We start from the raw sequence: 23628 nt of genomic DNA, 5'->3' as shown, positions 1-23628 counted from the left end.
GCTTTCAGATAAAAATTAAAAGTATACCTTTGCACGGAAATTTAGAGCCCATAATTTTTAAGTAGACCAGGTACTATGACAGCACAGAAATCTTTAGTGATTAGCTTGTACTTTGCATTAGCATTTGCCATTTTCCCATTATTTTCCTTTGCTCAGGAGCATGGAGAGGAAAAAACTGAACTTCAGGAGGCTGAAGAAGAGTTTAATGCAACTGAGATGATCATGCACCACATCGGGGATGCCCATGAATGGCATTTCTTTGGAGAAGGTGATAGCTCTGTTACACTTCCATTACCTGTGATTCTTTATACTGATGGTGGACTTGTAACCTTTATGTCCAGTGACTTTCATCATGATACCGAAGGGCATACCGTGGTGGAAAAAGACGGGATGCGTTTTGTAAATCTACACGAAGATATTTACAAGTTAGATGCGGATGCCGAAGGGGTAGAATTCGATGCGGAACACCATCCTTTGAATGCTTCAAAACCTTGGGATATCTCGATTACCAAGAATGTCGCTGCGATGTTTCTTACAGTGATTTTAATGCTTCTTTTCTTTACAAGTCTTGCAAGACATCATAAAAAGAATGAGCATGCACCAAAAGGATTCAACAATGTGTTAGAAACTTTGGTTCTTTTTGTTAGGGATGAAATTGCTTTGCCTCAAATTGGAGAAAAAAAATACATGAAGTTTATGCCGTTTCTTTTATCGGTATTCTTCTTTATCTGGATTACGAATTTAATGGGATTATTGCCTGGTGCGGCTAACGTAACTGGTAATATTGCTGTCACCGTTTCTTTAGGTCTTTTCACTATGTTGATCATGATCTTTAACGGAAATAAAGATTTTTATAAGCACACCTTTTGGATGCCTGGTATTCCAACCTGGGTAAAGCCAATCCTTGCAGTAGTGGAAGGACTAGGGTTGCTTATTAAGCCTGCTGCACTTATGATTCGTTTGTTTGCGAATATTACTGCAGGGCACATTATCATTCTAAGTTTAATTGGACTGATATTTATTTTAGAAAATGCGGGTATTGCAGGAGTTTCGGTTCCCTTTGCCTTATTTATAACAGTACTGGAATTGTTAGTAGCATTCCTTCAAGCGTTTATTTTTACGATTCTGTCTGCCCTGTTTATCGGGATGGCAGTTGAGGAACATGAACATCATTAATTTTAATTTTTAATTTTTTCAACTATGGAATTATTGTATGTAGGTCTTGCAGCTTTAGGAGCTGGACTAGCGGTTCTTGGAGCCGGAGTAGGTGTAGGTAAAATTGGTGGTTCTGCCATGGATGCTATCGCACGTCAGCCAGAAGCTTCTGGAAAGATCCAGACAGCTATGATTATCGCTGCTGCACTTGTAGAGGGTGTTGCTCTTTTTGGAGTGGTTGCCTCTTTATTAGGTGTATTAAGATAATTAATTTCAAAGAGTCCCTTTCGCAACGGTTGGTTGCGAAAGGACTTCTTTAAATGATGTTTTTAACTATTATTATTTAAAACTATGGATTTAATAACTCCCGAAATTGGCTTGTTCTTTTGGCAAACCATCGTGTTTTTAATATTGCTTTTCCTTATGGCGAAATTCGCCTGGAAACCTATTCTTGGTTCAGTAAGAAATAGGGAACAATCTATTAACGATGCGTTGGCTTCAGCTGAAAAGGCACGTAAGGAAATGCAGAACCTCCAATCTGATAATGAGCAGCTTTTAAAAGAAGCTCGTGCAGAAAGAGATGCGATCCTTAAAGAAGCCCGTGAGTTAAAAGAAAAAGTAATTACAGATGCTTCTGATGAGGCTAAAGTAAAAGCTGATAAAATTGTTGCAGATGCTAAAAGAAGCATTGAGCTTGAAAAGCAATCTGCGATGGCTGAATTGAAAAATCATGTAGCGGAGCTTTCAGTAGAAATCGCTGAAAAGATTGTTCGTAAAGAACTTTCAGGCAAAAATGAACAACACCAGATGATCGAAAAGATGATTGGTGATGCTAAGCTAAATTAAGTTATGAGAGGAACCAGAGCCGCACAACGTTACGCAAAGGCGATCCTTTCTTTAGCAAAGGATAAGAACTCAGCGGAAGCTGTTAATGAGGATATGATCTCAATTTCCAAAACTGTTGTAAATAGCAGGGATCTTGAAAATATGCTTACTAGTCCTGTAATTAAAGATAGTACTAAGAAAAGTGCCTTACTTGAAATATTCAAGGATCTTAATACTATTACCAAAGGCGCGATTGATATTCTGTTGGAAAACGGAAGAATTGGTATTCTTCATTTAGTGGCAAGACAGTATATCATTAAATTTAATGAATTGAATAATGTACGGCAGGCTGTTGTAACTACTGCGGTACCGCTAGATAAAGAACTTGAAGCTGTTATTCTCTCTAAGGTAAAAGAGTTAACAGGTTCAGAAGCGAGTCTAAAAAGTGTCATTGATGAAGACATCATTGGCGGTTTTGTGTTAAGGGTTGGAGATTTGCAATATGATGCAAGCGTTTCCCGAAACCTTCGAAGACTGGAAAGAGAATTAAAAGACAACACATACGTTTCAAAAATTTAATTAAAACCGTCGCATTTTAATGTGGCATTTTATCTTGAATAATTATGGCAGAAGTAAATCCTGCTGAAGTATCAGCAATATTAAAACAACAATTATCAGGTTTTGAATCCAAGGCCTCTCTAGACGAAGTGGGTACCGTTCTAACCGTAGGTGACGGTATTGCTAACGTTTACGGACTGGCGAATGCTCAATATGGCGAATTGGTTCAGTTTGAAAGCGGACTTGAAGGAATCGTTCTAAACCTTGAAGAAGATAATGTTGGGGTAGTACTTTTAGGTCCTGCAAATGAGATCAAAGAAAGCTCTACAGTAAAAAGAACTCAGCGTATCGCTTCTATCAATGTTGGAGAAGGAATTGTTGGCCGTGTGGTTGATACTTTAGGAGCTCCAATTGATGGTAAGGGTGCAATTGAAGGTGAAACTTTTGAAATGCCGTTGGAGCGTAAAGCTCCTGGGGTAATTTATCGTCAGCCGGTAACTGAGCCACTTCAAACAGGTATCAAATCTATCGATGCGATGGTACCGGTAGGAAGAGGACAACGTGAGTTGGTAATTGGTGACCGTCAAACAGGTAAAACTACCGTTTGTATTGATACCATTCTTAACCAGAAAGAATTTTACGATGCCGGCGAGCCGGTTTATTGTATATATGTAGCTATTGGTCAAAAAGCTTCAACCGTTGCGGCGATTGCTAAAACATTAGAAGATAAAGGAGCTTTAGCATATACTACTATTGTTGCTGCAAACGCATCAGATCCTGCTCCAATGCAGGTATATGCTCCTTTCGCAGGTGCAGCGATTGGTGAATATTTTAGAGATACAGGTCGTCCTGCATTGATCGTTTTTGATGATCTTTCTAAGCAGGCGGTTGCTTATCGTGAGGTTTCCCTTTTACTTCGTCGTCCACCGGGACGTGAGGCATATCCTGGGGATGTATTCTTCCTTCACTCAAGATTACTGGAGCGTTCAGCAAAAGTGATAGATGATGATGGGATCGCTAAGCAAATGAATGACCTTCCTGAAAGTCTTAAAGACAAGGTGAAAGGTGGCGGATCACTTACCGCTCTTCCAATTATCGAAACTCAGGCGGGTGACGTTTCAGCATATATTCCAACCAACGTAATTTCCATTACAGATGGACAGATCTTCTTAACTTCAGATCTATTTAACTCGGGGGTACGTCCTGCAATTGATGTGGGTATTTCTGTATCTCGTGTGGGTGGTAACGCTCAGATCAAGTCGATGAAGAAAGTTGCAGGTACGTTAAAACTTGATCAGGCTCAGTATCGTGAACTTGAAGCATTTGCTAAGTTTGGATCTGATCTTGATCCAACTACCATGAGCGTGATCTCTAAAGGTAAGCGTAACGTGGAGATCCTTAAGCAGGGACAAAACGATCCTTACCCGGTAGAAAACCAGATTGCGATCATTTATGCAGGTTCTAAGAATTTGTTGAGAGATGTACCAGTAGAAAAAGTAAAGGAGTTTGAAAGAGATTATCTTGCATATCTTGATACAAAACACAGAGATACACTTGATACTCTTAAAGCAGGAAAATTAACTGATGAAGTAATTGATACTTTGACTCAGACGGCTAAAGAACTTTCAGCTAAATACAAAAACTAGTATTGAGTACTAAGATTTGAGATTAGGTCCCAAATTATTGTATTTACAAATGAAATTATAAAGGTATTGAGTAATTACCAACAGATAATTACTCAATACTCAATACTAAATAAAAATGGCAAACTTAAAAGAATTACGTAGCAGGATTACTTCGGTATCTTCAACGATGCAGATTACCAAAGCCATGAAAATGGTATCGGCTTCAAAGTTGAGCAAGGCTCAGGATGCAATTACCCAAATGCGTCCCTATTCTGAAAAGCTTACCCAGTTGCTACAGGATTTAAGTGCTACATTAGATGATGATGCGGGCAGTAAATACGCCGAGGAGCGCGAGGTAAAAAATGTTTTGATCGTTGCTATTTCATCAAATAAGGGACTGGCCGGTGCTTTTAATACCAATATCATAAAAGCGGTTAAGTACAAGGCTAAGAACGATTACAAAGCCAAAAATATAGATATCTATACCGTTGGGAAAAAGGCCAACGATATTCTAAAAAAGGAATATGATATTCATAAGAATAATAATGAGATCTATGATGATCTAAGCTTTGAAAATGCTTCAGCTATCGCTGAAGAATTGATGCAGTTGTTCCTTGATGAGAAGTATGATAAGATCGTTCTGGTTTACAACCAGTTCAAAAATGCCGCTACGCAAATTGTTCAGCATGAACAATTTTTGCCTATCGAACAATTTGATTCTGAAGAGAACAAACAACTGGACTATATCTTTGAGCCTTCAAAATTGGAAATCGTTAAAGATCTGATTCCAAAATCTCTAAAAATGCAATTATTTAAAGCGCTTAGAGATTCTTTTGCTTCAGAACACGGTGCACGTATGACGGCGATGCATAAGGCTACAGAGAATGCCACAGAACTTAGAGATGATCTTAAGCTTTCTTATAACAAAGCACGACAGGCTTCCATTACCAATGAGATCCTTGAGATCGTTGGTGGAGCAGAGGCTCTTAATGGATAGTTTGTCATTCAAAACGTAGCGAGGAATCTCAACCTTGCAACTATAAATTAAATATAAAAATAGCCCTCATTTTAGAGGGCTTTTTTATTTGGTATGGGTTTTGTTTTTATACCTTCAAATCTAAAAACCAGACGAGATGAAAAATGCACTACTTTTAACTACCGGAATCTTTATACTAACGCTATTTGCTTCCTGCGGAAGCAATAAAGACCTTCAGGAACGTTCTCCTGCACAGTTTAATGAGGTCTATTACACCTATAACTCCAATGGAATAGAATTAAATATTCCAATCACTGCAATTCAGGATCAAAGAATTAGCATGGATGCTGTGTATTTTCATGGAATGAAATCTAAACTTGAAAAGAGTCAGGAAAAGCCAAACCTTTATGTGGCGAATTTCCGCATGGGAAGCGATGATATGGTAATGCATGAAGACCCAAAGCAAGAATATGGCAATAAACCACCTCAATTGCCTGAAGAAAGCCCATTCTCTATAGAAGAAGACGAAGCTATTTTAGTTTTCACTCAGAATGATAAGATTAAATACTATAAGCTAACAGGAATTGTGGAAAAGGAATAAGGCTAAAGCTTTTATACTCCTGATTTATTCAGATATTTGTAATAAACCAACCTACTCCTGTTGAGTACTTTTAAGAAACTCTTTCAGCAAACTTTTATTTACGGATTGGCAACTGTGTTGCCAAGAATGCTCAGTTTCTTATTAGTTCCATTATACACCGAAATTTTACCGAAAGAAGAATACGGTGAAATTTCGGTGATTTTTGCCTATTTCGTGCTCTTTAATGTAATTCTGGCTTACGGTATGGAAACCGCTTTTTTTCGGTTTTATAATAAACAATCGAATAAAAGAGAAGTTTTAAGTACTTCAGGAATTTCCCTGGTTATTTCTTCTTTATTATTTTTTGGGATAGCATTTATTTCTAAGGAATGGATCTCGGCAATCACAGGAATACCCATACAATATATCAACCTGGCCATCTGGATTTTATTGCTGGATGCTTTAGTGATCATTCCATTTGCATGGTTAAGAGCTTCAGAAAAGCCCATGCGTTATGCAATTATAAAGATTCTAAATGTTGCGGTGAATTTAGGTCTAAATGTTTTCTTCTTACTCTTTCTCAAAGACCTGGCTGAAGGATCAGAAATTTTTCAAACTATATATATTCCAGACTTCGAGATTAGCTATGTTTTCATTGCGAATTTGATCGCTAGCTCACTCACGTTGTTATTGATGTTTCCTTTCTATATAAAGATTGATTTTAAATTCAATTCTACTTTATGGAAATCTATGATGAGATATGCTTTTCCCGTTCTTATTGCAGGGATCGCTTTTTCCATTAATGAGGTTTTTGACAGGATTATGCTTGACTATTTATTGCCAGAGGATATTGCAAGGTCTGAAATTGGAGCTTATTCTGCCTGTTATAAACTGGCGCTATTCATGACGCTTTTCGCCACGGCTTTTAGGCTCGGGATAGAACCTTTCTTTTTTAGTCATGCAGAATCTAAGAACGCCGCTCAAACTTATGCTCAGATCACGAACTATTTTGTGGTTTTTGGAAGCTTAATTCTGGTAGGGGTCATCGTCTTTGTAGATTTTCTGAAACTAATTTTAATTCAGAATGACACATACTGGGAAGCGATGGAAATTGTTCCGTTAATTCTTTTGGCGAACTTGTTTCTGGGAATATATCATAACCTTTCGGTATGGTATAAGATCACAGATCGCACAAAATTTGGCGGTTATATCTCACTTGCGGGAGCTGTGCTTACCATTGCATTAAACCTATGGCTTATTCCTGTGATAAGTTATACCGGATCTGCAATTGCAACGCTGGCTGCTTACGGGTTAATGATGCTGCTTTCCTTCTATTTCGGTCAGAAGTATTATCCAATTCCGTATAATATAAAAAAGATAGGAGGTTATTTATTCCTTTCAATCATAATATCGGCACTTTCATTTTATGTATTTCGCGGAAATTATTTCGTGGGAATACCGTTATTATTACTTTTTATTGGGATAGTTTATTTTTCAGAAAAAAAACAAATTCTCAAAATCATACAATCTTAATTCATGGACATAAAAATTATTAATAAGTCGGCACATAAATTGCCGCATTACGAAACAGATTTTTCAGCCGGAATGGACCTTCGGGCAAATATTGAAGAACCGGTTACTTTAAAACCTTTAGAAAGAGCGATCATAAAAACCGGGCTTTTTATGGAACTGCCTTTAGGTTTTGAAGCACAGGTAAGACCACGTAGCGGTCTGGCTGCAAAAAAAGGAATCACTGTACTTAACGCACCCGGAACAATTGATGCCGATTATCGCGGAGAAATAGGCGTGATCCTTGTAAATTTGTCCAATGAAGAATTTGTGGTGAACAATGGGGAAAGAATTGCTCAGATGGTCATTGCAAAACACGAACATATTTCCTGGGAAGAAGTAGACATTTTAGGTGAAACTTCGCGTGGAGTTGGAGGCTTTGGAAGTACAGGTCACGAATAATTAAAGAGCGTTCCTTAACAAAAAGAAGCTGTTTTAAAAAATTTTCTGTAAATAGTGTTGAATGAAATTCGATAAAGAATTTAAAGAAGCCATTGCTCATCTGCCTGATAGGGAAAAAGACAAATTAATCCTTAGGCTGCTGAAAAAAGATTTGATGTTGGCTAACCGTTTACATTTTGAGCTTGTAAATACCAGTACGGTGGGGCAGCAAAGGCAGGAAATGGAAACAAGGGTCTTAAAACGTGCCCGGCAAATATCAGAAAGGTTTTATTCCATAGGATATTTGAATATGGATGTTCGTTACCTAAGTGGTGAGATTACAGAGCATGTGAAAATTACTAAAGACAAATTTGGGGAAGTAAGTCTGAATTTATTGTTGCTGGAAGAAATTGTGAAACTTAACAGGGATAATATCCTGAAGGTAACACCTGGTAAATCAAGAAAATTTTGCGTGGCTATCATTTCCAGAATATTCAAGGTGATGCTCCTTATAGATAAATTGCATGATGATTATATTCTTGAATTTGAAGATCAGTTGAAAGAACTGGGAAAACTTATAGGCAATAATGATTATCTGATGCGATCTGCTATTTACAACGGCCTGGACGTTAATTGGTTGTTAAAGGCTGAAATTCCAGAAAATATTAATGAAATTCACAAAGACCTTAGAAGTAAAGGATATTTAAAATAAAAATCACAAAAAAATTTAAAATGAAAATAATTGTACCAATGGCAGGTCGTGGTTCACGACTTCGTCCACATACTTTAACCGTACCAAAACCGTTAATTCCTATAGCGGGAAAACCAATTGTACATCGTCTTGTAGAAGATATCGCGAAGGTTTTGGATGAGAAAATAGATGAAGTCGCTTTTATAATCGGAGAGGATTTTGGAGAGCAGGTTGAAAAAGATCTCATGAAAATTGCCAACAGCCTTGGGGCTAAAGGCACGATCTACTATCAGGATAAACCACTTGGAACAGGGCATGCGATCATGTGTGCTAAAGAATCTTTGACTGGTCCTGCTGTTGTGGCCTATGCAGATACACTTTTTAAAGCAGATTTTAACCTGGACAAAGAAGCAGATGCCGTAATGTGGGTTAAAAAAGTTGAAAATCCTTCAGCTTATGGGGTGGTGAAACTTAATCAGAATAACGAGATCACAGACTTGGTGGAGAAGCCGGAAGAATTTGTATCAGATCTTGCAGTTATCGGGATCTATTATTTCAAAGATGTTGAGGTTTTGAAAAATGAACTTCAGAATGTATTAGACGCGAAATTAACCAGAGGCGGAGAATATCAGATCAACGACGGGATCGAGGCGATGCGAAAAAACGGATTAAGGTTTGTTCCCGGGAAAGTTGATGAATGGATGGACTGCGGAAATAAAAATGTAACCGTAGAGACTAACGGTAGAATGCTTAATTTTCTTCATCAAGATGGAGAAAAGTTGATTTCAGATTCAGTAAAGATCAAGGATTCTGAAATTACCGAGCCATGTTATATTGGTGAAAATGTAGAGTTGATCAATGTCAAGATTGGCCCGAATGTTTCAGTAGGAAATGGGACAAAAATTGAAAATTCAACGGTTAAGAATAGTCTTATTCAAACTTTTGCAGAGGTGAAAAATGCGAAGCTTGATAATGCGATGATCGGAAATCATGCTAAATTTAATGGGGAATTCACTCAGATTAGTATTGGAGACTTTTCCGTTTTAGAATAAAATTTATAATGAAGAAACTGATTTTCATCCTGTTGATGGCTTTGCTGGCGATTCCCGTTAATTCGCAGGAATTGCCGCAGCCTTTTCAGGATATTAATCAGGACGATCTAGGCAATGTTAGTGATGAGTTTCAGGAATATTTTTTTGAAGCTCTAAAGCAAAAAGGTATTGAAAACTATGAAAAAGCGATCATTGCTTTAGAAAAATGCCTTAAGCTGGATACAGAAAAATCTGTTGTTTATTTTGAATTAGGAAAGAACTACCAGGAGCTTGAACAGTTTGAACAGGCCATTACTAATTTCAAAAAAGCGAGTGAGCTGGAACCTCAAAAAGAGTCTATCCTGGTATATCTATTCCAGACTTATAGGATGACCGAAGATTTTGATGGAGCAATAACAACCTTGAAGAAGCTAATTCCAATTGATGAAGCTTACAAACAGGATCTTGCAAATCTTTATTTGCTGAATGAAAATTATGAACAGGCATTGAGTTTACTGGATGAGTTGGATACTAAACTTGGAGCCAATTCTTACAGAAATTCATTGAGACGCCAAATTTTTGCACGTACGAACAATACCGTTGCACAAATAGAAAATCTTCAACAAGGCATTTCAGATAATCCTGATGTTGAACAAAATTATCTAAATCTCATTTATATCTACAGTGAAAATGGGGAAGATGAAGAGGCTTTTAAAGTTGCACAGGAGCTTTTGGATACGAATCCCGGTTCAACACTGGCTCATCTTGCTCTGTATAAGTTTTATTTGAGTAAAGGTGATACCGAAGCCGCTGTAGCTTCCATGAAGATTGTTTTTGAAAGTGAGGAGATAGATGCAGAATCAAAATTTAAGGTTTTAAATGATTTTTTGAATTTTGTTCAGGAGAATCCAACATATGAAGAAGATCTAATTGAAGTTGCCGGAAACCTTACCGAGTGGGAAGATGCTCCAAAGCTTTATGAGCAGCTTGGGCGATACTATTTAAAAAGGAACAATCGTGAGGATGCCTTGAAGTTTTTTGAGTTGGGTTTAAAAGAAAATCCGGGGAACTTTGAATTAACCAAGAATACGCTTCTTTTGCAATTGGAATTTGAGAAATATGAAGCTGCAAAAGGCTTAAGTGGAGAAGCTTTAGAAGGATTTCCTTCCCAGCCCATGCTTTACTTATTTCAAGCAGTCGCTCTCAATAAATTAATGGATTTTGAATCGGCTAAGGAAAGTTTAGAAGATGGCCTTGATTACCTTATAGACGATACATTGATGGAAATTGATTTTTATTCCCAGCTTATAATAAGTTACAGTGGTATGAAAAATGCAGATAAAGCTGAAGAATATCGCCAGAAAGCGGAAAATTTAAAAAAAGAAACTAATTGATGTTAAAAAGAATAGTTGCCCTAATCCTACTTTCAGTTGTAGTTATTTCCTGTGGTAGTAGAAAATCTACCGGGAAGATCGCTACGAAGAATGCTGAAGCAGTTTCAGTAATAAAAAAGCATTATACTGCCGAAACTCAATTTAAAACAGCCTCGGGAAAACTCCGTGCCGTATATCAGAATGATGAAAGAACACAGTCTGTAAATCTTAGTTTCAGAATGGAAAAAGATAAAGCGATTTGGATGAGCGCCAGCATTCTTGGGTTTCCAGTAGCGAAGGCTTATATCACGCCAACTAGTGTAAGTTACTATGAGAAAGTGACTCAAACTTATTTTGACGGAGACTTTAGACTGGTAAGTGACTTTCTGGGAACTCCGCTTGATTTTCAAAAACTTCAAAATTTATTAATAGGGCAGGCTATCTATGATCTTCGTGAAGAAGAATATAATTTTACACAATCCCCTCGTGGTTTTCAGTTTGTAAATGACAATGGGGAAATAATGAAAAAAATGTTTCTTTTAAATCCGTCAAATCTAAAGGCAGAGGCGCAGCAATTATTACAGGGACTTGATAATCGGGGATTAACGGTTACCTATTCAGACTATCAGGAAATAGACGGTTTGGTTTTTCCTGAAAATATAAAGATCATTGCAAATGAAGGAGGTTCAAGTACTAATATTGATCTTACTTACAGAAATATTTCATTTAATGAGGAAGTTAGCTTTCCATTTGACATTCCATCCGGTTACGAAGAAATCAGTTTAAAATGATCAAACTAAAGTTTTCAAGATCCCTATTATTCTTCTTGTTTTTATTTTTTGGCTATAATCTGGCCAATGCCCAAACCAATCGTGAAGATCTCGAAAAGAGAAGGATCGAACTTCGGAATGAGATAAGCAGGATCAATGAACTCCGAATTTCGAATCAAAAGAAACAAAGTTCGGTATTGGGGCAGGTGGAAGATTTAAATCAACAGATTAGAAGTACCGAAGATCTTATTAAACTTACCAATCAGCAGGCAAATTTATTAACCCGGGAGATCAATACCAATACCAATAAAATCGGTCAGTTAAGAAAGGAACTTGAAAAACTGAAAGAGGATTACTCCCGAATGATAGAGAAATCTTATAAAAGTAAATCCCAACAAAGTAGAGTGATGTTTCTGTTATCTTCAGAGAACTTTTTGCAGGCCTACAAGCGACTTCAGTATATGAAACAGTATACCAACTATCGCAAGCAGCAGGGAGAAGAAATAAAGGCAAATACAAGAGAACTACAAGAACTTAATTCGCGACTTGTTCAGCAAAAAGAAGAAAAAGAAAAGCTTATTGCTGAAAATAGAAAAACAAGGGCACAGCTGGAAGAGAATAGAAAATCCCAGCAAACCTTAATGGCTACCATTAGAAAACGTGAGGGAGAATTTGCTACACAAATAAGAAAGAAACAAAGTGAGATTGATCAGATAGACCGTGCCATAGATAAAATGATTCGGGAATCTATTGCTAAAGCGAATAAGGAAAGCGGTAGCGGTTCAACTTCCAGAAGTACCTTTGAATTGACTCCGGCGGCAAAAGCACTTGCAACCGATTTTAATAACAATAAAGGGAAATTGCCATGGCCTGTTAAATCTGGGGTAGTAACCATGCGTTATGGAAAGCAGCCGCACCCGGTGGTAAGATCTGTCATGGTTAATAACAATGGGGTGCGTATAGATACTGATAAAGGCGGTAAAGCCCGTGCGGTTTTTAACGGAACCGTTAGTGAAGTTCAGGCGGTAAAAGGAGCAAATCAGGCGGTTATGGTTAGACATGGTGATTATATTACCATTTATAATAACCTTCAGGAAGTATATGTAAAAAGAGGGGATAAGGTAACTACCGAACAGGAAATTGGGGAGGTTGCCACCAGTAGAACTACTGGCAAGACTACACTGCACTTTTTACTTTATAAAAATGACCAGAAAATGGATCCTGGAGATTGGATTTACAGGATGTAAGTTATTTAACGCAACCTTTTATGTACTTTGGTATCTATAGAATATGATTTTGTGGGTATGAAAAAAATCCTCTTATTACTCGTTTTACTTTCCCTTTATGCTTGTGACGAAGTTCTTATTGAAGAAAACAAGCGTATAGAGGTTAGGGGCTCATTAGTATTTTTAGACGACGCTCCTGTTAAGGGAGTTGAAATATTTTCAATAGGCTCCAGAGAGGCCAGGATTGGTTCCAATACAGATAAGATATTGGGAAAAGGCCATTCTGATGAAAATGGAGATTTTAACTTTAACTCGCTTGACACCTATTCTCATGGGCTTATATTAGCCGTAAATCCATTGGAATTAGACCATGATTCCAGATATGCTTCCCTGTATTATTATGATCCTACCGGGAATCATGCACCGCTTTATGATTTGGAAGAGATATCGCTCGCCAGAAGACTGGAGTTTCAGTTTAATATTTCAAATACTTCCGGGGTTGGGGACACCCTGATTTATAGGCTGCAATATGAACAGCCGGTTCAAAATTTTGTTTATGAAGATGGGGTTTTTGTAGCCCAGCCGAATGAAGGTGCTAACTTTATTTCTTTAAGGGAGCATAGGCCAGATAGTGATCCCGTTTCACTGAGTTTATACATTATGGAGGAGTCAGAGATTATTTTTACGTATGGGCTAGGAGAAAACCCTGTAGAGCAAATTGTTGTCCCTGTAAATGCTGTAAACACTTCCTATGATTTCGAATATTAAGCTTATTCTGATTTTCAGCCTTTTAGCTGTTGCTTTAAATGCGCAGGAAGAGAACAGGTATTCAAACCAATATTCAGAAAATCCCGAAACCGTATTTTTTAATGCTGAAATATATTATCCTGTAAGTTTGGGGAGTTCAGTGTATTCCAATTATAAATTTGATCCGGGTTATGCCCTGGATTTTAACTGGTTTTTTAAACCGAAATTTACACTGGGCGCAAGGGTTGCCGTACATCGCATATATCCAGAGAATATTTCAGCTACAGGGAATTTCCAGCGAGGTACTTTTCATCTGCTGGGCGCCGATTTTGGATATTATAAGCCTATTAATAAAGAATGGAATTTACATTATAAATCGGGGATAGGAATCATTTCCAATGTTTATACAGCTGCAGAAGATAAGTTTAGCGAAGATGGCGGGAAGCTTTGGCTTTCCGCAGAAATTGCCAGAAGATTGGATAAGACATTCGGTATTTTTCTAAAAACCGGGATAGACTATGATTTTACCAATATTGAAACTTCGGCAGCAAGGGATTCTTACTTTAACAATAACTTTCTGTTTACAATAGGAATAGGCCTTCGGTTTAATTTTCAGAACCCCGGTGGCTAATTAATCCTCAAAAAGAGCTTTTAGCTCCGTAGCCTCCGTTGGTTTCATCTTTCCAGCAAGAACAAGACTCAATTGTTTTCTTCTTAAAGCAGCTTCGTAACGTTCTTTTTCCAAATCGGTTTCTGGTGCCAAAGCAGGAATTTGAATTGGAACTCCGGTTTCATCAACAGCAACAAACGTATAGATCGCTTCATTTGCTTTGGTTCTACGGCCACTTTCACGATCTTCCACCCAAACATCTATGTAGATTTCCATAGAGCTCTTAAAAGCTCTTGAAACTACTGCTTCAACAGTTACCACACTTCCTAAAGGAATTGCTTTATTAAAAGCTACATGATTTACAGATGCAGTAACAACAATTCTTCGGCTATGTCTTCTTGCAGCAATACTGGCAGCACGATCCATACGCGCAAGTAACTCACCTCCAAAAAGATTGTTTAGTGGATTAGTTTCACTAGGTAAAACAAGATCGGTTAAGGTAGTACGTGATTCGCTTGGTGGTTTAGCCTCCATATCAATTTTTTTGCAAAAGTAAGGAGGATTTTGGAGCTTATGCCGTTAAGAAAGTATTAAAGTTCCTGAACTAATAACCAGGCAGCTTCATTCGTTCTTTTTACTTCGTAAAGTTTATTGATGGCTTCTCTTCGGCCTTGGTGGCTGGAATATACCACCTGATGGAGTCCGTATTTGTTGGCTCCAATAAGCCTTGCTTTATGGCCATCTTCACGCAGTTCATCAACTTTCTTCTGAGCATTTTCTTCCACTCTAAAGGCACCGGCAATAATATGATAGTTTCCAGACTGCTTTTCTACTTCAAAAGTAACCGCAGGTAAAGGATTGTCAATTATAAAGGTTGCCTGCTGTATTTGTTCCTGAAGCTGGCTTTCAGCCTCCTGTTGCTCAGCGATATTATGCTTAGAAACCTGGCTGCTATAAATATTCAAACCTGCGAAACTAGAAACTCCAAGAGCTATAAGTCCAATAGCAGCATATTTTAGAAGAGAAGATTTTCTTCTTTCCGGAGTGAATAAAAGAGGCGCTTTTTCCTCAATTTCCTCCACCTGTTTTTTGTAAACTTCCCGTTGAACCGGAATCGTTTTATAAGAATCCAACCCAAAAGATTGAGTCAGGAAATTAATCTCTGTAAAAGGTTCAAATTGAAGCCTGTCTTCACTATCCAGATATAGTTTTCCAATATTGGCCAGTTCGGCCTTAGCTTCATTTTGCAAAGAATTTTCCAGATCATAAACAAACTCCTGGATCATATTATTTGCAGTACCATATTTCACAGATTCAGCATCTGCAATATAATTTGCTAGTAAACCGTCATTCTTAATCAGCTGCCTGTTAAAGGAAATAACCTTATTAGGAGGGAAGAATTCGTTGGATTGATCGTCTATGTATGCTGATTGCTTTTGCGAAAGGAAAGCACCGAAACCGGGCAAAACCACGCATTCATATCTATAAAGCAAATCCTGGATGTAGCTGGAAATATTCATTGGTTGCAAAAATATAGGTTATTGGTAGTGCTATAAAGTTACCTAAAGAAATTTTATTAACAAATGTTTTTTTCTGTAATTTTAGTCAAATTGTTCTGAATGAATTCTGAAGACCTAATTTATACACTTGCGTTGCAACATATTCCAAATCTGGGAGATACTACTGCAAAAAAGCTTATTAGGAAATTAGGGAGTGCCGAAAATATCTTTAAAGAAAAGAAGATTAATCTTTTAAAAATTGATGGAATAGGTCAAATTCGAATTAAGGAATTACATGATACCAAACATTTAAAGGCGGCAGAGAACGAACTCAAATTCATAGAAAAGAACAGTATCCAAACCTTTTATTTTCAAGATGAAGACTATCCTGAAAAACTAAAACACTGCCTGGATGGGCCAATTTTATTGTTTTCCCGCGGAAATATAGAGCTGCACAAAAGAAGGATTATCAGTATTGTAGGTACAAGACAAATAACTCCTCACGGAGTTTCTTTTTGTGAAAAATTAATAGAAGACCTGGCAATTTTAAACCCGGTGATTATTTCGGGCTTTGCGTATGGAGTAGATATTACTGCTCAAAAAGCAGCTGTAAAAAATGGTCTTCAAACTATTGGTTGCCTTGCGCATGGCTTAAATCAGATATACCCAAAATCCCACAAAAAATATATGAGTGAGATCGAAGATAATGGTGGGTTTTTCACAGATTTTTGGAGTACCGATACTTTTGATCGCAACAATTTTTTGAAGCGTAACCGTATCATTGCCGGTTTGAGTGAGGCCACCATCGTAATTGAAAGTGCAGAAAAAGGAGGTGCTTTGGTTACGGCAGATATTGCTAATTCTTATGACAGGGAAGTTTTTGCAGTTCCGGGAAGGCCTTCAGATAAGTTTAGCCTGGGGTGCAATAATTTAATAAAAGCTCAGCAAGCCCATGTTTTAACCTCTGTGGCAGATCTTGCCTATATTCTGAATTGGAAAGTTGCGGAAGAAATAAAACCGGTTCAAAAGCAACTTTTTATAGAACTGGAAGAAGATGAACAACGACTTTATGAGTTTTTGAAATTACAGGGCAAAACAGAACTGGATATGGTAGCCCTTAATTGTAATTTCCCAACTTTTAAAACAGCCTCTCTTCTCCTTAACATGGAGTTGAAAGGAGCAATAAGGCCATTACCGGGAAAACTTTTTGAAGTGATCTAATAGCCTGCCTTCGCTCTAACTTTTCCTAATACTTTACCGGCAACTGCTTTTGCCTTTTCAGCTCCTACTTCCAGGGCCTTGTCTATTTCCTCTAAATTGTTGATATAGTATTCATACTTTTCTCTTGGCTGCTCAAATTTTTCTTTAACCAGTTCAAAAAGTGCCTGTTTAGCATGGCCGTATCCGTAACCGCCAGCTTCATAATTTTTGCGCATTTCAGTAATTTGCCCTTCGGTCGCCATGATCTTATAAAGAGCAAAAACGTTGCAGGTATCTGGATCTTTAGGCTCTTCCAGTGGAGTACTGTCTGTATCAATACTCATGATCTGTTTCCTTAGTTTTTTATCGGTCTGGAAAATATTGATGGTATTTTCTTTAGACTTGCTCATTTTCGCACCATCGGTTCCGGGGACATACATGGAGTCTTTTTGAACATTTGCTTCAGGCATCACAAAGACTTCTCCCATTTTCGCATGGAATCTGGAAGCAACATCCCTCGTCATTTCAATATGTTGTAGCTGGTCTTTTCCCACGGGAACAATTTCAGCATCATACAGCAAAATATCTGCTGCCATTAACATCGGGTAAGAGAAAAGCCCGCTGTTAATATCTTCAAGTCGGTCTGCTTTATCTTTGAATGAATGGGCGAGGGTTAAGCGCTGATAAGGAAAAAAGCAGCTTAAATACCAGGATAACTCCGTCACTTGCGGAATATCACTTTGACGATAAAAAACACTTCTTTCAATATCAAGTCCGCAGGCCAGCCAGGTTGCCGCTACAGAATAGGTGTTTTGCCTAAGTGTTTCAGCATCTTTTATTTGGGTTAGAGAGTGCATATCAGCAATAAAAATAAAAGAATCATTATCTGGCTGATTTGCCATTTCAATTGCCGGCATAATAGCGCCTAAAAGATTCCCCAGGTGTGGGGTTCCCGTACTTTGTACTCCTGTAAGTATTCTGGACATGGACTTTTTGAATTTTGATGCAAAGGTAATTTTTTTATATAATTCACTCGGTTCATTTTACTACTTTTGAAAACTATGAGTTTTATTAAATCGGCGGCAATTCTGTTATGGCGAATATGGTTTTATATTTTGATGATCATTCCCATAATCATTATGCTTCCGGTTCTTATCATTTTTACTTCTTCTGAAAAATTTTACCCTCAATATTTTATTTGTGCCAGAATATGGGCTAAAGTGATCTTATTTGGAATGGGTTTCCGAATTAAAATGGAAGCTGATGAAGTGCCTGAAAAACAGAAAAGTTACATGTTGGTAGCCAATCATACCTCTATGTTAGATATAATGTTGATGCTTTCTATTATGAAGCAACCCTTTGTATTCATAGGAAAAAAGGAATTAGGCAGAATCCCGGTTTTCGGTTTTTTTTATCGCCGAACCTGTATTCTTGTAGATCGAAAAAACCAAAAGAGCAGGTTGGAGGCTTTTGAAGAAGCTCAGAGGAGATTAAAACAGGAAAACAGTATTTGTATTTTTCCTGAAGGTGGGGTGCCAAATGATCAGTCAATTATTCTTGATCAATTTAAAGATGGTGCTTTTAGGCTGGCAATTGAGCACCAAATTCCAATTGTTCCCATTAGCTTTCATGATAATAAAAAACGATTTTCTTATAGGTTTCTTACCGGATGCCCGGGAAAATTAAGAGTGAAGATTCATAATTTTATCTGTACAGAAGGTTTGGAAGCAACAGAAAGAAAGAATTTACGTGATAAGACGTTTAGAATTATCCATCAGGAGCTCAAAAATCCAACGGTACATTAAAACCTAAAGCTCAAACCTGAGTAAACGCCAAAGTTCACCGGTTGTACATTATTCACATTATTGAAGGTATTGATCTGGTATTTAAAGATCGGTTCTACACTAATACTAAACTTATCTGTTAGTTTATAATCCATTCCCAACCCGATATTTGTACTAAAGCTAGTATTATTAATATTTGTTGCTTTCCCAAGATCTGTTTTTACCTCTTCAGAAATTAATTGAACCCTGTTATTATCAAGAAATAAACTACTACCGCCCCCAATAATATTCAAACCAAATTTATTGTCTATTAGAGTATATTCAAGTTCAAGCGGCACTTCTATATAGCCAAATTGCTGCTTGATCTCTCCCGGATTGGAAATTATGGTGGTGAAGGAATTGTTTTCGCCCATTTCAAAACCAGGCAAGCCATTATCTAAAGAAGAATTATCCCTAATTTCCACATTATCATCTAGCGGGCTGAGATTTTCAAAACTTGAAGACATCGCTGAAGGAGAATAGGAAATATCCTGGATATTATTGCTGATATCAATTTTGCTAATTCCGGTTCTTATTTTTAGTTTTTTAGAAATTTGATAGGCTACTTTAACCCCATAAGAAAGGGTAACTTCTGATGAAGTTGAATTATCTGATAACTGATTAGAGAGTTCATTTCCACTTCCAATATTTTTATAGAAAACCGGCGCTGCGAAAGTTGAAAGTCTCAACTTTTTAAAATCTGTCTCGGCCAGGGCTTCTTCTTCATTTTCCGCTTTTTTCTTGTCCTCTTCCACCTGGGCAAGGGCATTCTCTTCCTCTTTCATAATAGATTCATTGTTTATAGAATCATTTTCTATAGCTTCAGTATGAGCAATTGCTTTTGCTGGTTCATCTTTTAACGGAGAAGTATTCGCTGAATCTTCTTTTTTATGTATGTCATTTAAAGATCCTGGTTTCTGCGGATTATTATCAACTACAGAATTAGAAGCACTACCAGGTTCTCTAGTTTTATCTGCCTTATTATTAGCAACTGGATTATTTCTATTTTCAACTATTGCCGAATTTGAAGATGATTTATTATCTGAAGAAGCATCTATTTTGCCACTTTTAGATTCAGTATTTTTTTCATCGGAAACGATTTGCTCTGCAGGTTCGTTTATTTGATTAGGACTTTCTGAAGATCTTTTGTCTTTATTTTCATCTTTAGTAGATTTCTCAGGTTTTTCAAAAACAACCCCGGGTTCCTCTAAAACAGAATTTTGATTATCTGTAAAAAGTAGACTGGCTACTATTAAAGTCATAACAGCAGCAATTCCTCCAAGTTTTAACCATAAAGGAATGATAAGAGGTCTTTTCTTTTCCTTTTTGTCGAGCCTTGAAGCAATGTTATCCCAAACTTGTTCACGGGGTTCCGTCTCAAAATCTTTGAAACCCTCCTGAAAAATCCGGTCTATGTTTTTCTTTTCTTTCATGACGATTGAGCCGAATTTTTAATATTTTCTTTTTTTTCAATTTTATCTCTTAAAGCCATTCTCGCTCTGGCAAGATTGGATTTTGAAGTTCCTTCAGATATTTTTAGCAGGTTGGCAATTTCTTTATGTGAAAAACCATCCATAACATACATATTAAAGACCTGTCGGTATCTGTCTGGAAGACTTTGTACACATTCCAGAAGAAAATCAACAGAAGGTTCATCTGTTTCTACCTCGATTTCTTCTTCCTGAATATTGTCTTCATTGGTGAGGCCATATACTTTTTGCTGCCTGTGTTTTTGAAGCGCTGTGTTTATCAAAATCCTTTTCATCCAGCCCTCAAAAGAACCTTCATCTTTATATTGTGAGATCTTTTCAAATATGGTTACAAAGCCATCCTGAATATTGTCTTCTGCTTCCTGGTAATTATTGGAATATTTAAGACATACACCAAACAGCTTTGCCGCATAAAGACGGTAAAGCTGTTCCTGAGCATTTCTATCCTGGTTTTTACACCCCTGAATAAGATTCTTAATTTTTACCAATTTCAGATTTCAAACAGATACAAAGATATTTAAACTTATGAGGACGAATTTGGAACTTCAGGATCACCTACCGGTACTTCTATTGTCGTGAAAACCGGATCTCCATTAGCATCCTCGCCCGTCCATAGTTGAAATATAAAAACTTCATCATCTGTAATATTTGCGCTAATGCTAAAACCTCTAATCGTAGTTTCGGAAATTAAATTAGTCTCATTGGAGGAATCACATCCTGTAGCTCCACGATCAAGGGAAGTGAGGGCATATAAAAATATTTCGTTTGAATTCAAATCCTCTCTTCCTCCATCAATTCCAATAAAATTATGGCAGGTCGTAGGTCTTTTGTAGGTTAATTTGAGATCATAACTCTTGCCTGCTTCAAAAAATTCCGGAAATGTGGAATCTGTAATTTCTGCAAAATCATAAGATAAATTTGCAGCGTCGTCATCAACTGAACAACTGCTCAGGGTAAGCAATGCCATAAAGGCAAAAATCAATCGTTTCATATACTATTTACATTTGTATAGTAGATGCGATTTAATGGAAAAGGTTGCGTACAAAGCAAAAAAAATCCCCTTTCGGGGATTCTCATTTATTCCTTAGCGGCTTTAATAGCGTTTTTAATCTTTTCTTCCAGCTCTTCCATAAGATCCGGATTATCCTTTAGCAGTATCTTAACCGCATCACGTCCCTGTCCCAGTTTGGTGTCTTCGTAACTAAACCATGAACCACTTTTCTTTACGATCTCATAATCTACTCCAATATCGATGATCTCCCCAATTTTGGAAATCCCTTCCCCATACATGATATCAAATTCGGCCATTTTAAATGGTGGAGCCACTTTATTCTTTACAACTTTAACACGGGTTTTATTACCCATCACATTGTTGGCGCTATCTTTTATTTGTGTAGACCTTCTAATATCAAGTCTTACGGAAGCATAAAATTTAAGAGCATTACCACCGGTAGTGGTTTCAGGATTCCCGAACATTACCCCGATTTTCTCTCTTAACTGGTTAATGAAAATTACCGTACAGTTAGTTTTACTAATAGAAGAAGTTAACTTTCTAAGTGCCTGAGACATTAAACGAGCATGAAGCCCCATTTTAGAATCTCCCATTTCTCCTTCGATCTCACTTTTTGGAGTAAGAGCTGCAACAGAGTCAATCACAATAATATCAATAGCACCTGATCGAATCAGGTTATCTGTAATTTCAAGCGCCTGCTCTCCATTGTCTGGTTGAGAAATGATCAGGTTATCTATATCTACATCCAGTTTTTCAGCGTAAAATCTATCAAAAGCATGTTCAGCATCAATAAAAGCTGCAATTCCGCCTTTTTTCTGCGCTTCAGCGATTGCATGTAGCGTAAGGGTTGTTTTACCTGAAGATTCAGGACCGTAAATTTCAATTACCCTTCCTCTTGGATATCCTCCAACTCCCAATGCAAGATCAAGGCCTAAAGAACCTGTAGAAATAGCGTCTACATCTACTACTACCTGGTCGCTCATTTTCATGACCGTACCTTTTCCGTAGGTTTTGTCCATTTTATCCAGGGTAAGCTTCAGTGCCTTTAGTTTTGCGTCTTTTTCTTTATCGTTGCTCATGAATGTATTTTAAATTGTAAAATAAGGAATGCTAAAATACTATAAGTTTTGCTGTAATACAATAAAATTCATTCGCCTTTTATGGAATATTTCCAAAAAATTGGAATATCGTATTTTGAATTAATATCATGATCTTAAATAGAAAAAATAACATCATTAAAGTTTTAATTCAGAAATTTCAGTAAATAATTTCCAGCAAGTCTAGTTTCTATATTCTAACAGCGCAGCGATCTAATTTCTTTTTTATATTTGCAAAAATTTCTTTAACACTTAAAATATTAGTATAGCATGCAACTGTACAATAAATTGAGCGCTAAAGAAAGAGAAGCCCTTTTAGAAGAAGCCGGAGAAGACAGGCTTACGCTCTCTTTCTATGCTTATGCAAAGATCGGAAATCCCGAATTATTCAGAAATCATTTATACATCGCCTGGGACCAGATAGATGTCCTTGGAAGAATTTATGTGGCGCATGAAGGTATCAATGCACAACTCTCTGTTCCGGCAAAGCGATTTAATGAATTCAAAGCATTTATAGATGAGATCTATTTTCTTGAGAACGTACGTTTAAATATCGCAATTGAACATGATATTAAGTCTTTCCTGAAACTGAAAGTGAAGGTAAGAACCAAGATCGTGGCCGATGGTTTGAACGATGAAACTTTTGATGTTACCAACAAAGGTGTTCATGTAGATGCTTCAAAGTTCAATGAACTTATCAATGATCCCAATACCGTTTTAGTAGATATGAGAAATCACTATGAAAGCGAAATTGGTCATTTTCAGGGAGCAATCACCCCAGATGTAGACACTTTCAGAGATTCTCTGGATATTATTGAAGAAGATCTTAAAGAGCATAAGGAAGATAAGAATCTTGTGATGTATTGCACAGGCGGAATTCGTTGTGAGAAAGCCAGTGCCTATTACAAACACCGCGGATTTAAAAATGTGTATCAGCTTGAAGGTGGAATAATTGAATATACGCGACAGGTAGAAAAACAGCAGCTGGAGAATAAATTTATTGGTAAAAATTTTGTTTTTGACCATCGTAGATCCGAGCGAATTTCAGAAGATGTGATCGCGCAATGTCATCAATGCGGAAAACCCTGTGATACGCATGTTAATTGTGCAAATGAAGCCTGTCACTTATTGTTTATTCAGTGTGAAGAATGCGCTGAAAAAATGAACATTTGTTGTTCAGATAATTGTAAAGAAATTGCGGCATTGCCTTATGAAGAGCAGAAAGCGCTTAGAAAAGGCAAGGGAGCGAGCAATAAGATCTTTAAAAAAGGAAGGTCTGAGGTTTTACGATTTAAGCAATAGGTTTCTTTACTAGAATGGTGGAGCCAATTAATATTGGTATATTTACTGTTGAAAATTTTTATGAACCTTAAGAAGGTACTTTAAGAAG

26 protein-coding genes are annotated in these 23628 nt (G+C 37.1%); 19 read left to right on the top strand and 7 right to left on the bottom strand.

Features of this window, described 5'->3' with window-relative positions; genetic code table 11:
• Positions 1-75 precede the first annotated feature (75 nt).
• From atpB to GFO_RS15340, 16 genes are all read left to right on the top strand, one after another.
• Positions 76-1176: a F0F1 ATP synthase subunit A gene (atpB, locus tag GFO_RS15415; RefSeq protein WP_011711114.1), complete on the top strand. Its 1101-nt coding sequence runs from the start codon at positions 76-78 to the stop codon at positions 1174-1176.
• 24 nt (positions 1177-1200) lie between these two features.
• Positions 1201-1422, top strand: a complete 222-nt coding sequence (gene atpE / locus GFO_RS15410) for an ATP synthase F0 subunit C (RefSeq protein ID WP_011711113.1) — start codon at positions 1201-1203, stop codon at positions 1420-1422.
• 84 nt (positions 1423-1506) lie between these two features.
• Positions 1507-2001 (top strand): F0F1 ATP synthase subunit B, encoded by a 495-nt coding sequence (locus GFO_RS15405; RefSeq protein ID WP_011711112.1) that lies wholly within the window; start codon positions 1507-1509, stop codon positions 1999-2001.
• A gap of 3 nt (positions 2002-2004) precedes the next feature.
• Positions 2005-2559, top strand: a complete 555-nt coding sequence (gene atpH / locus GFO_RS15400; protein WP_011711111.1) for an ATP synthase F1 subunit delta — start codon at positions 2005-2007, stop codon at positions 2557-2559.
• Positions 2560-2603: 44 nt separating this feature from the next.
• Positions 2604-4184 (top strand): F0F1 ATP synthase subunit alpha, encoded by a 1581-nt coding sequence (atpA, locus tag GFO_RS15395; RefSeq protein WP_011711110.1) that lies wholly within the window; start codon positions 2604-2606, stop codon positions 4182-4184.
• Positions 4185-4299: 115 nt separating this feature from the next.
• A complete protein-coding gene (atpG, locus tag GFO_RS15390; protein WP_011711109.1) occupies positions 4300-5160 on the top strand; it encodes an ATP synthase F1 subunit gamma in 861 nt (286 codons plus the stop codon).
• A 136-nt stretch (positions 5161-5296) separates the two neighbouring features.
• Positions 5297-5740, top strand: coding sequence for a hypothetical protein (locus GFO_RS15385; RefSeq protein ID WP_011711108.1), 444 nt, complete (start codon positions 5297-5299; stop codon positions 5738-5740).
• A gap of 60 nt (positions 5741-5800) precedes the next feature.
• Entirely contained in the window at positions 5801-7252 is a 1452-nt protein-coding gene (locus tag GFO_RS15380) for an oligosaccharide flippase family protein (RefSeq protein WP_041250167.1), read from the top strand.
• Between the two features lie 3 nt (positions 7253-7255).
• Positions 7256-7690, top strand: coding sequence for a dUTP diphosphatase (gene dut / locus GFO_RS15375; RefSeq protein WP_011711106.1), 435 nt, complete (start codon positions 7256-7258; stop codon positions 7688-7690).
• Between the two features lie 61 nt (positions 7691-7751).
• The gene (locus GFO_RS15370) at positions 7752-8381 is read left to right on the top strand and encodes a hypothetical protein (protein ID WP_011711105.1); all 630 of its coding nucleotides are present in this window, start codon (positions 7752-7754) and stop codon (positions 8379-8381) included.
• Positions 8382-8401: 20 nt separating this feature from the next.
• A complete protein-coding gene (locus GFO_RS15365; protein WP_011711104.1) occupies positions 8402-9412 on the top strand; it encodes a sugar phosphate nucleotidyltransferase in 1011 nt (336 codons plus the stop codon).
• Between the two features lie 8 nt (positions 9413-9420).
• Entirely contained in the window at positions 9421-10785 is a 1365-nt protein-coding gene (locus GFO_RS15360) for a tetratricopeptide repeat protein (RefSeq protein ID WP_011711103.1), read from the top strand.
• On the top strand, positions 10785-11555 hold the full coding sequence (lolB1, locus tag GFO_RS15355) for a lipoprotein insertase outer membrane protein LolB1 (RefSeq protein ID WP_011711102.1): 771 nt from the start codon (positions 10785-10787) through the stop codon (positions 11553-11555). Before GFO_RS15360 ends, lolB1 begins: the two co-directional genes overlap by 1 nt.
• On the top strand, positions 11552-12781 hold the full coding sequence (locus GFO_RS15350) for a murein hydrolase activator EnvC family protein (protein ID WP_011711101.1): 1230 nt from the start codon (positions 11552-11554) through the stop codon (positions 12779-12781). Before lolB1 ends, GFO_RS15350 begins: the two co-directional genes overlap by 4 nt.
• A gap of 57 nt (positions 12782-12838) precedes the next feature.
• Complete coding sequence (locus GFO_RS15345) at positions 12839-13528, top strand: hypothetical protein (RefSeq protein WP_148264633.1); 690 nt, start codon at positions 12839-12841, stop codon at positions 13526-13528.
• Positions 13512-14138 (top strand): hypothetical protein, encoded by a 627-nt coding sequence (locus tag GFO_RS15340; RefSeq protein WP_011711099.1) that lies wholly within the window; start codon positions 13512-13514, stop codon positions 14136-14138. The genes GFO_RS15345 and GFO_RS15340 overlap by 17 nt, the downstream gene beginning before the upstream one ends.
• Here GFO_RS15340 and GFO_RS15335 read toward each other — a convergent pair whose 3' ends face one another.
• Complete coding sequence (locus GFO_RS15335; RefSeq protein WP_011711098.1) at positions 14139-14651, bottom strand: acyl-CoA thioesterase; 513 nt, start codon at positions 14649-14651, stop codon at positions 14139-14141.
• Between the two features lie 56 nt (positions 14652-14707).
• Entirely contained in the window at positions 14708-15637 is a 930-nt protein-coding gene (locus GFO_RS15330; RefSeq protein ID WP_041250166.1) for an HU domain-containing protein, read from the bottom strand.
• Between the two features lie 99 nt (positions 15638-15736).
• Between GFO_RS15330 and dprA the strand changes: the two genes are divergently transcribed.
• The gene (gene dprA / locus GFO_RS15325) at positions 15737-16837 is read left to right on the top strand and encodes a DNA-processing protein DprA (protein WP_011711096.1); all 1101 of its coding nucleotides are present in this window, start codon (positions 15737-15739) and stop codon (positions 16835-16837) included.
• On the opposite strand, the gene trpS is transcribed toward dprA, so the two are convergent.
• Positions 16834-17802 (bottom strand): tryptophan--tRNA ligase, encoded by a 969-nt coding sequence (gene trpS, locus GFO_RS15320; RefSeq protein WP_011711095.1) that lies wholly within the window; start codon positions 17800-17802, stop codon positions 16834-16836. The two genes, dprA and trpS, sit on opposite strands and share 4 nt — an antisense overlap.
• 75 nt (positions 17803-17877) lie before the next feature.
• Between trpS and GFO_RS15315 the strand changes: the two genes are divergently transcribed.
• Positions 17878-18621 carry a lysophospholipid acyltransferase family protein gene (locus GFO_RS15315; protein WP_011711094.1) on the top strand — a complete coding sequence of 248 codons (744 nt, stop codon included), beginning with the start codon at positions 17878-17880 and terminating at the stop codon, positions 18619-18621.
• Here GFO_RS15315 and GFO_RS15310 read toward each other — a convergent pair.
• The 4 genes from GFO_RS15310 to recA form a co-directional block, all read right to left on the bottom strand.
• On the bottom strand, positions 18618-20072 hold the full coding sequence (locus GFO_RS15310; RefSeq protein ID WP_011711093.1) for a hypothetical protein: 1455 nt from the start codon (positions 20070-20072) through the stop codon (positions 18618-18620). The two genes, GFO_RS15315 and GFO_RS15310, sit on opposite strands and share 4 nt — an antisense overlap.
• Positions 20069-20617: an RNA polymerase sigma factor gene (locus GFO_RS15305; RefSeq protein WP_011711092.1), complete on the bottom strand. Its 549-nt coding sequence runs from the start codon at positions 20615-20617 to the stop codon at positions 20069-20071. The genes GFO_RS15310 and GFO_RS15305 overlap by 4 nt, the downstream gene beginning before the upstream one ends.
• A 35-nt stretch (positions 20618-20652) precedes the next feature.
• On the bottom strand, positions 20653-21120 hold the full coding sequence (locus GFO_RS15300) for a membrane lipoprotein lipid attachment site-containing protein (RefSeq protein WP_011711091.1): 468 nt from the start codon (positions 21118-21120) through the stop codon (positions 20653-20655).
• A gap of 86 nt (positions 21121-21206) precedes the next feature.
• The gene (gene recA, locus GFO_RS15295) at positions 21207-22220 is read right to left on the bottom strand and encodes a recombinase RecA (protein WP_011711090.1); all 1014 of its coding nucleotides are present in this window, start codon (positions 22218-22220) and stop codon (positions 21207-21209) included.
• A gap of 288 nt (positions 22221-22508) precedes the next feature.
• Between recA and trhO the strand changes: the two genes are divergently transcribed.
• Positions 22509-23540 (top strand): oxygen-dependent tRNA uridine(34) hydroxylase TrhO, encoded by a 1032-nt coding sequence (trhO, locus tag GFO_RS15290; protein ID WP_011711089.1) that lies wholly within the window; start codon positions 22509-22511, stop codon positions 23538-23540.
• Positions 23541-23628: the final 88 nt, after the last annotated feature.

The sequence above is a fragment of the Christiangramia forsetii KT0803 genome (assembly GCF_000060345.1).
GTDB classification, from domain to species: Bacteria; Bacteroidota; Bacteroidia; order Flavobacteriales; family Flavobacteriaceae; genus Christiangramia; species Christiangramia forsetii.
Note: the sequence above shows the minus strand (reverse complement) of the source record. Positions and strands in the feature narration are given on the sequence as shown.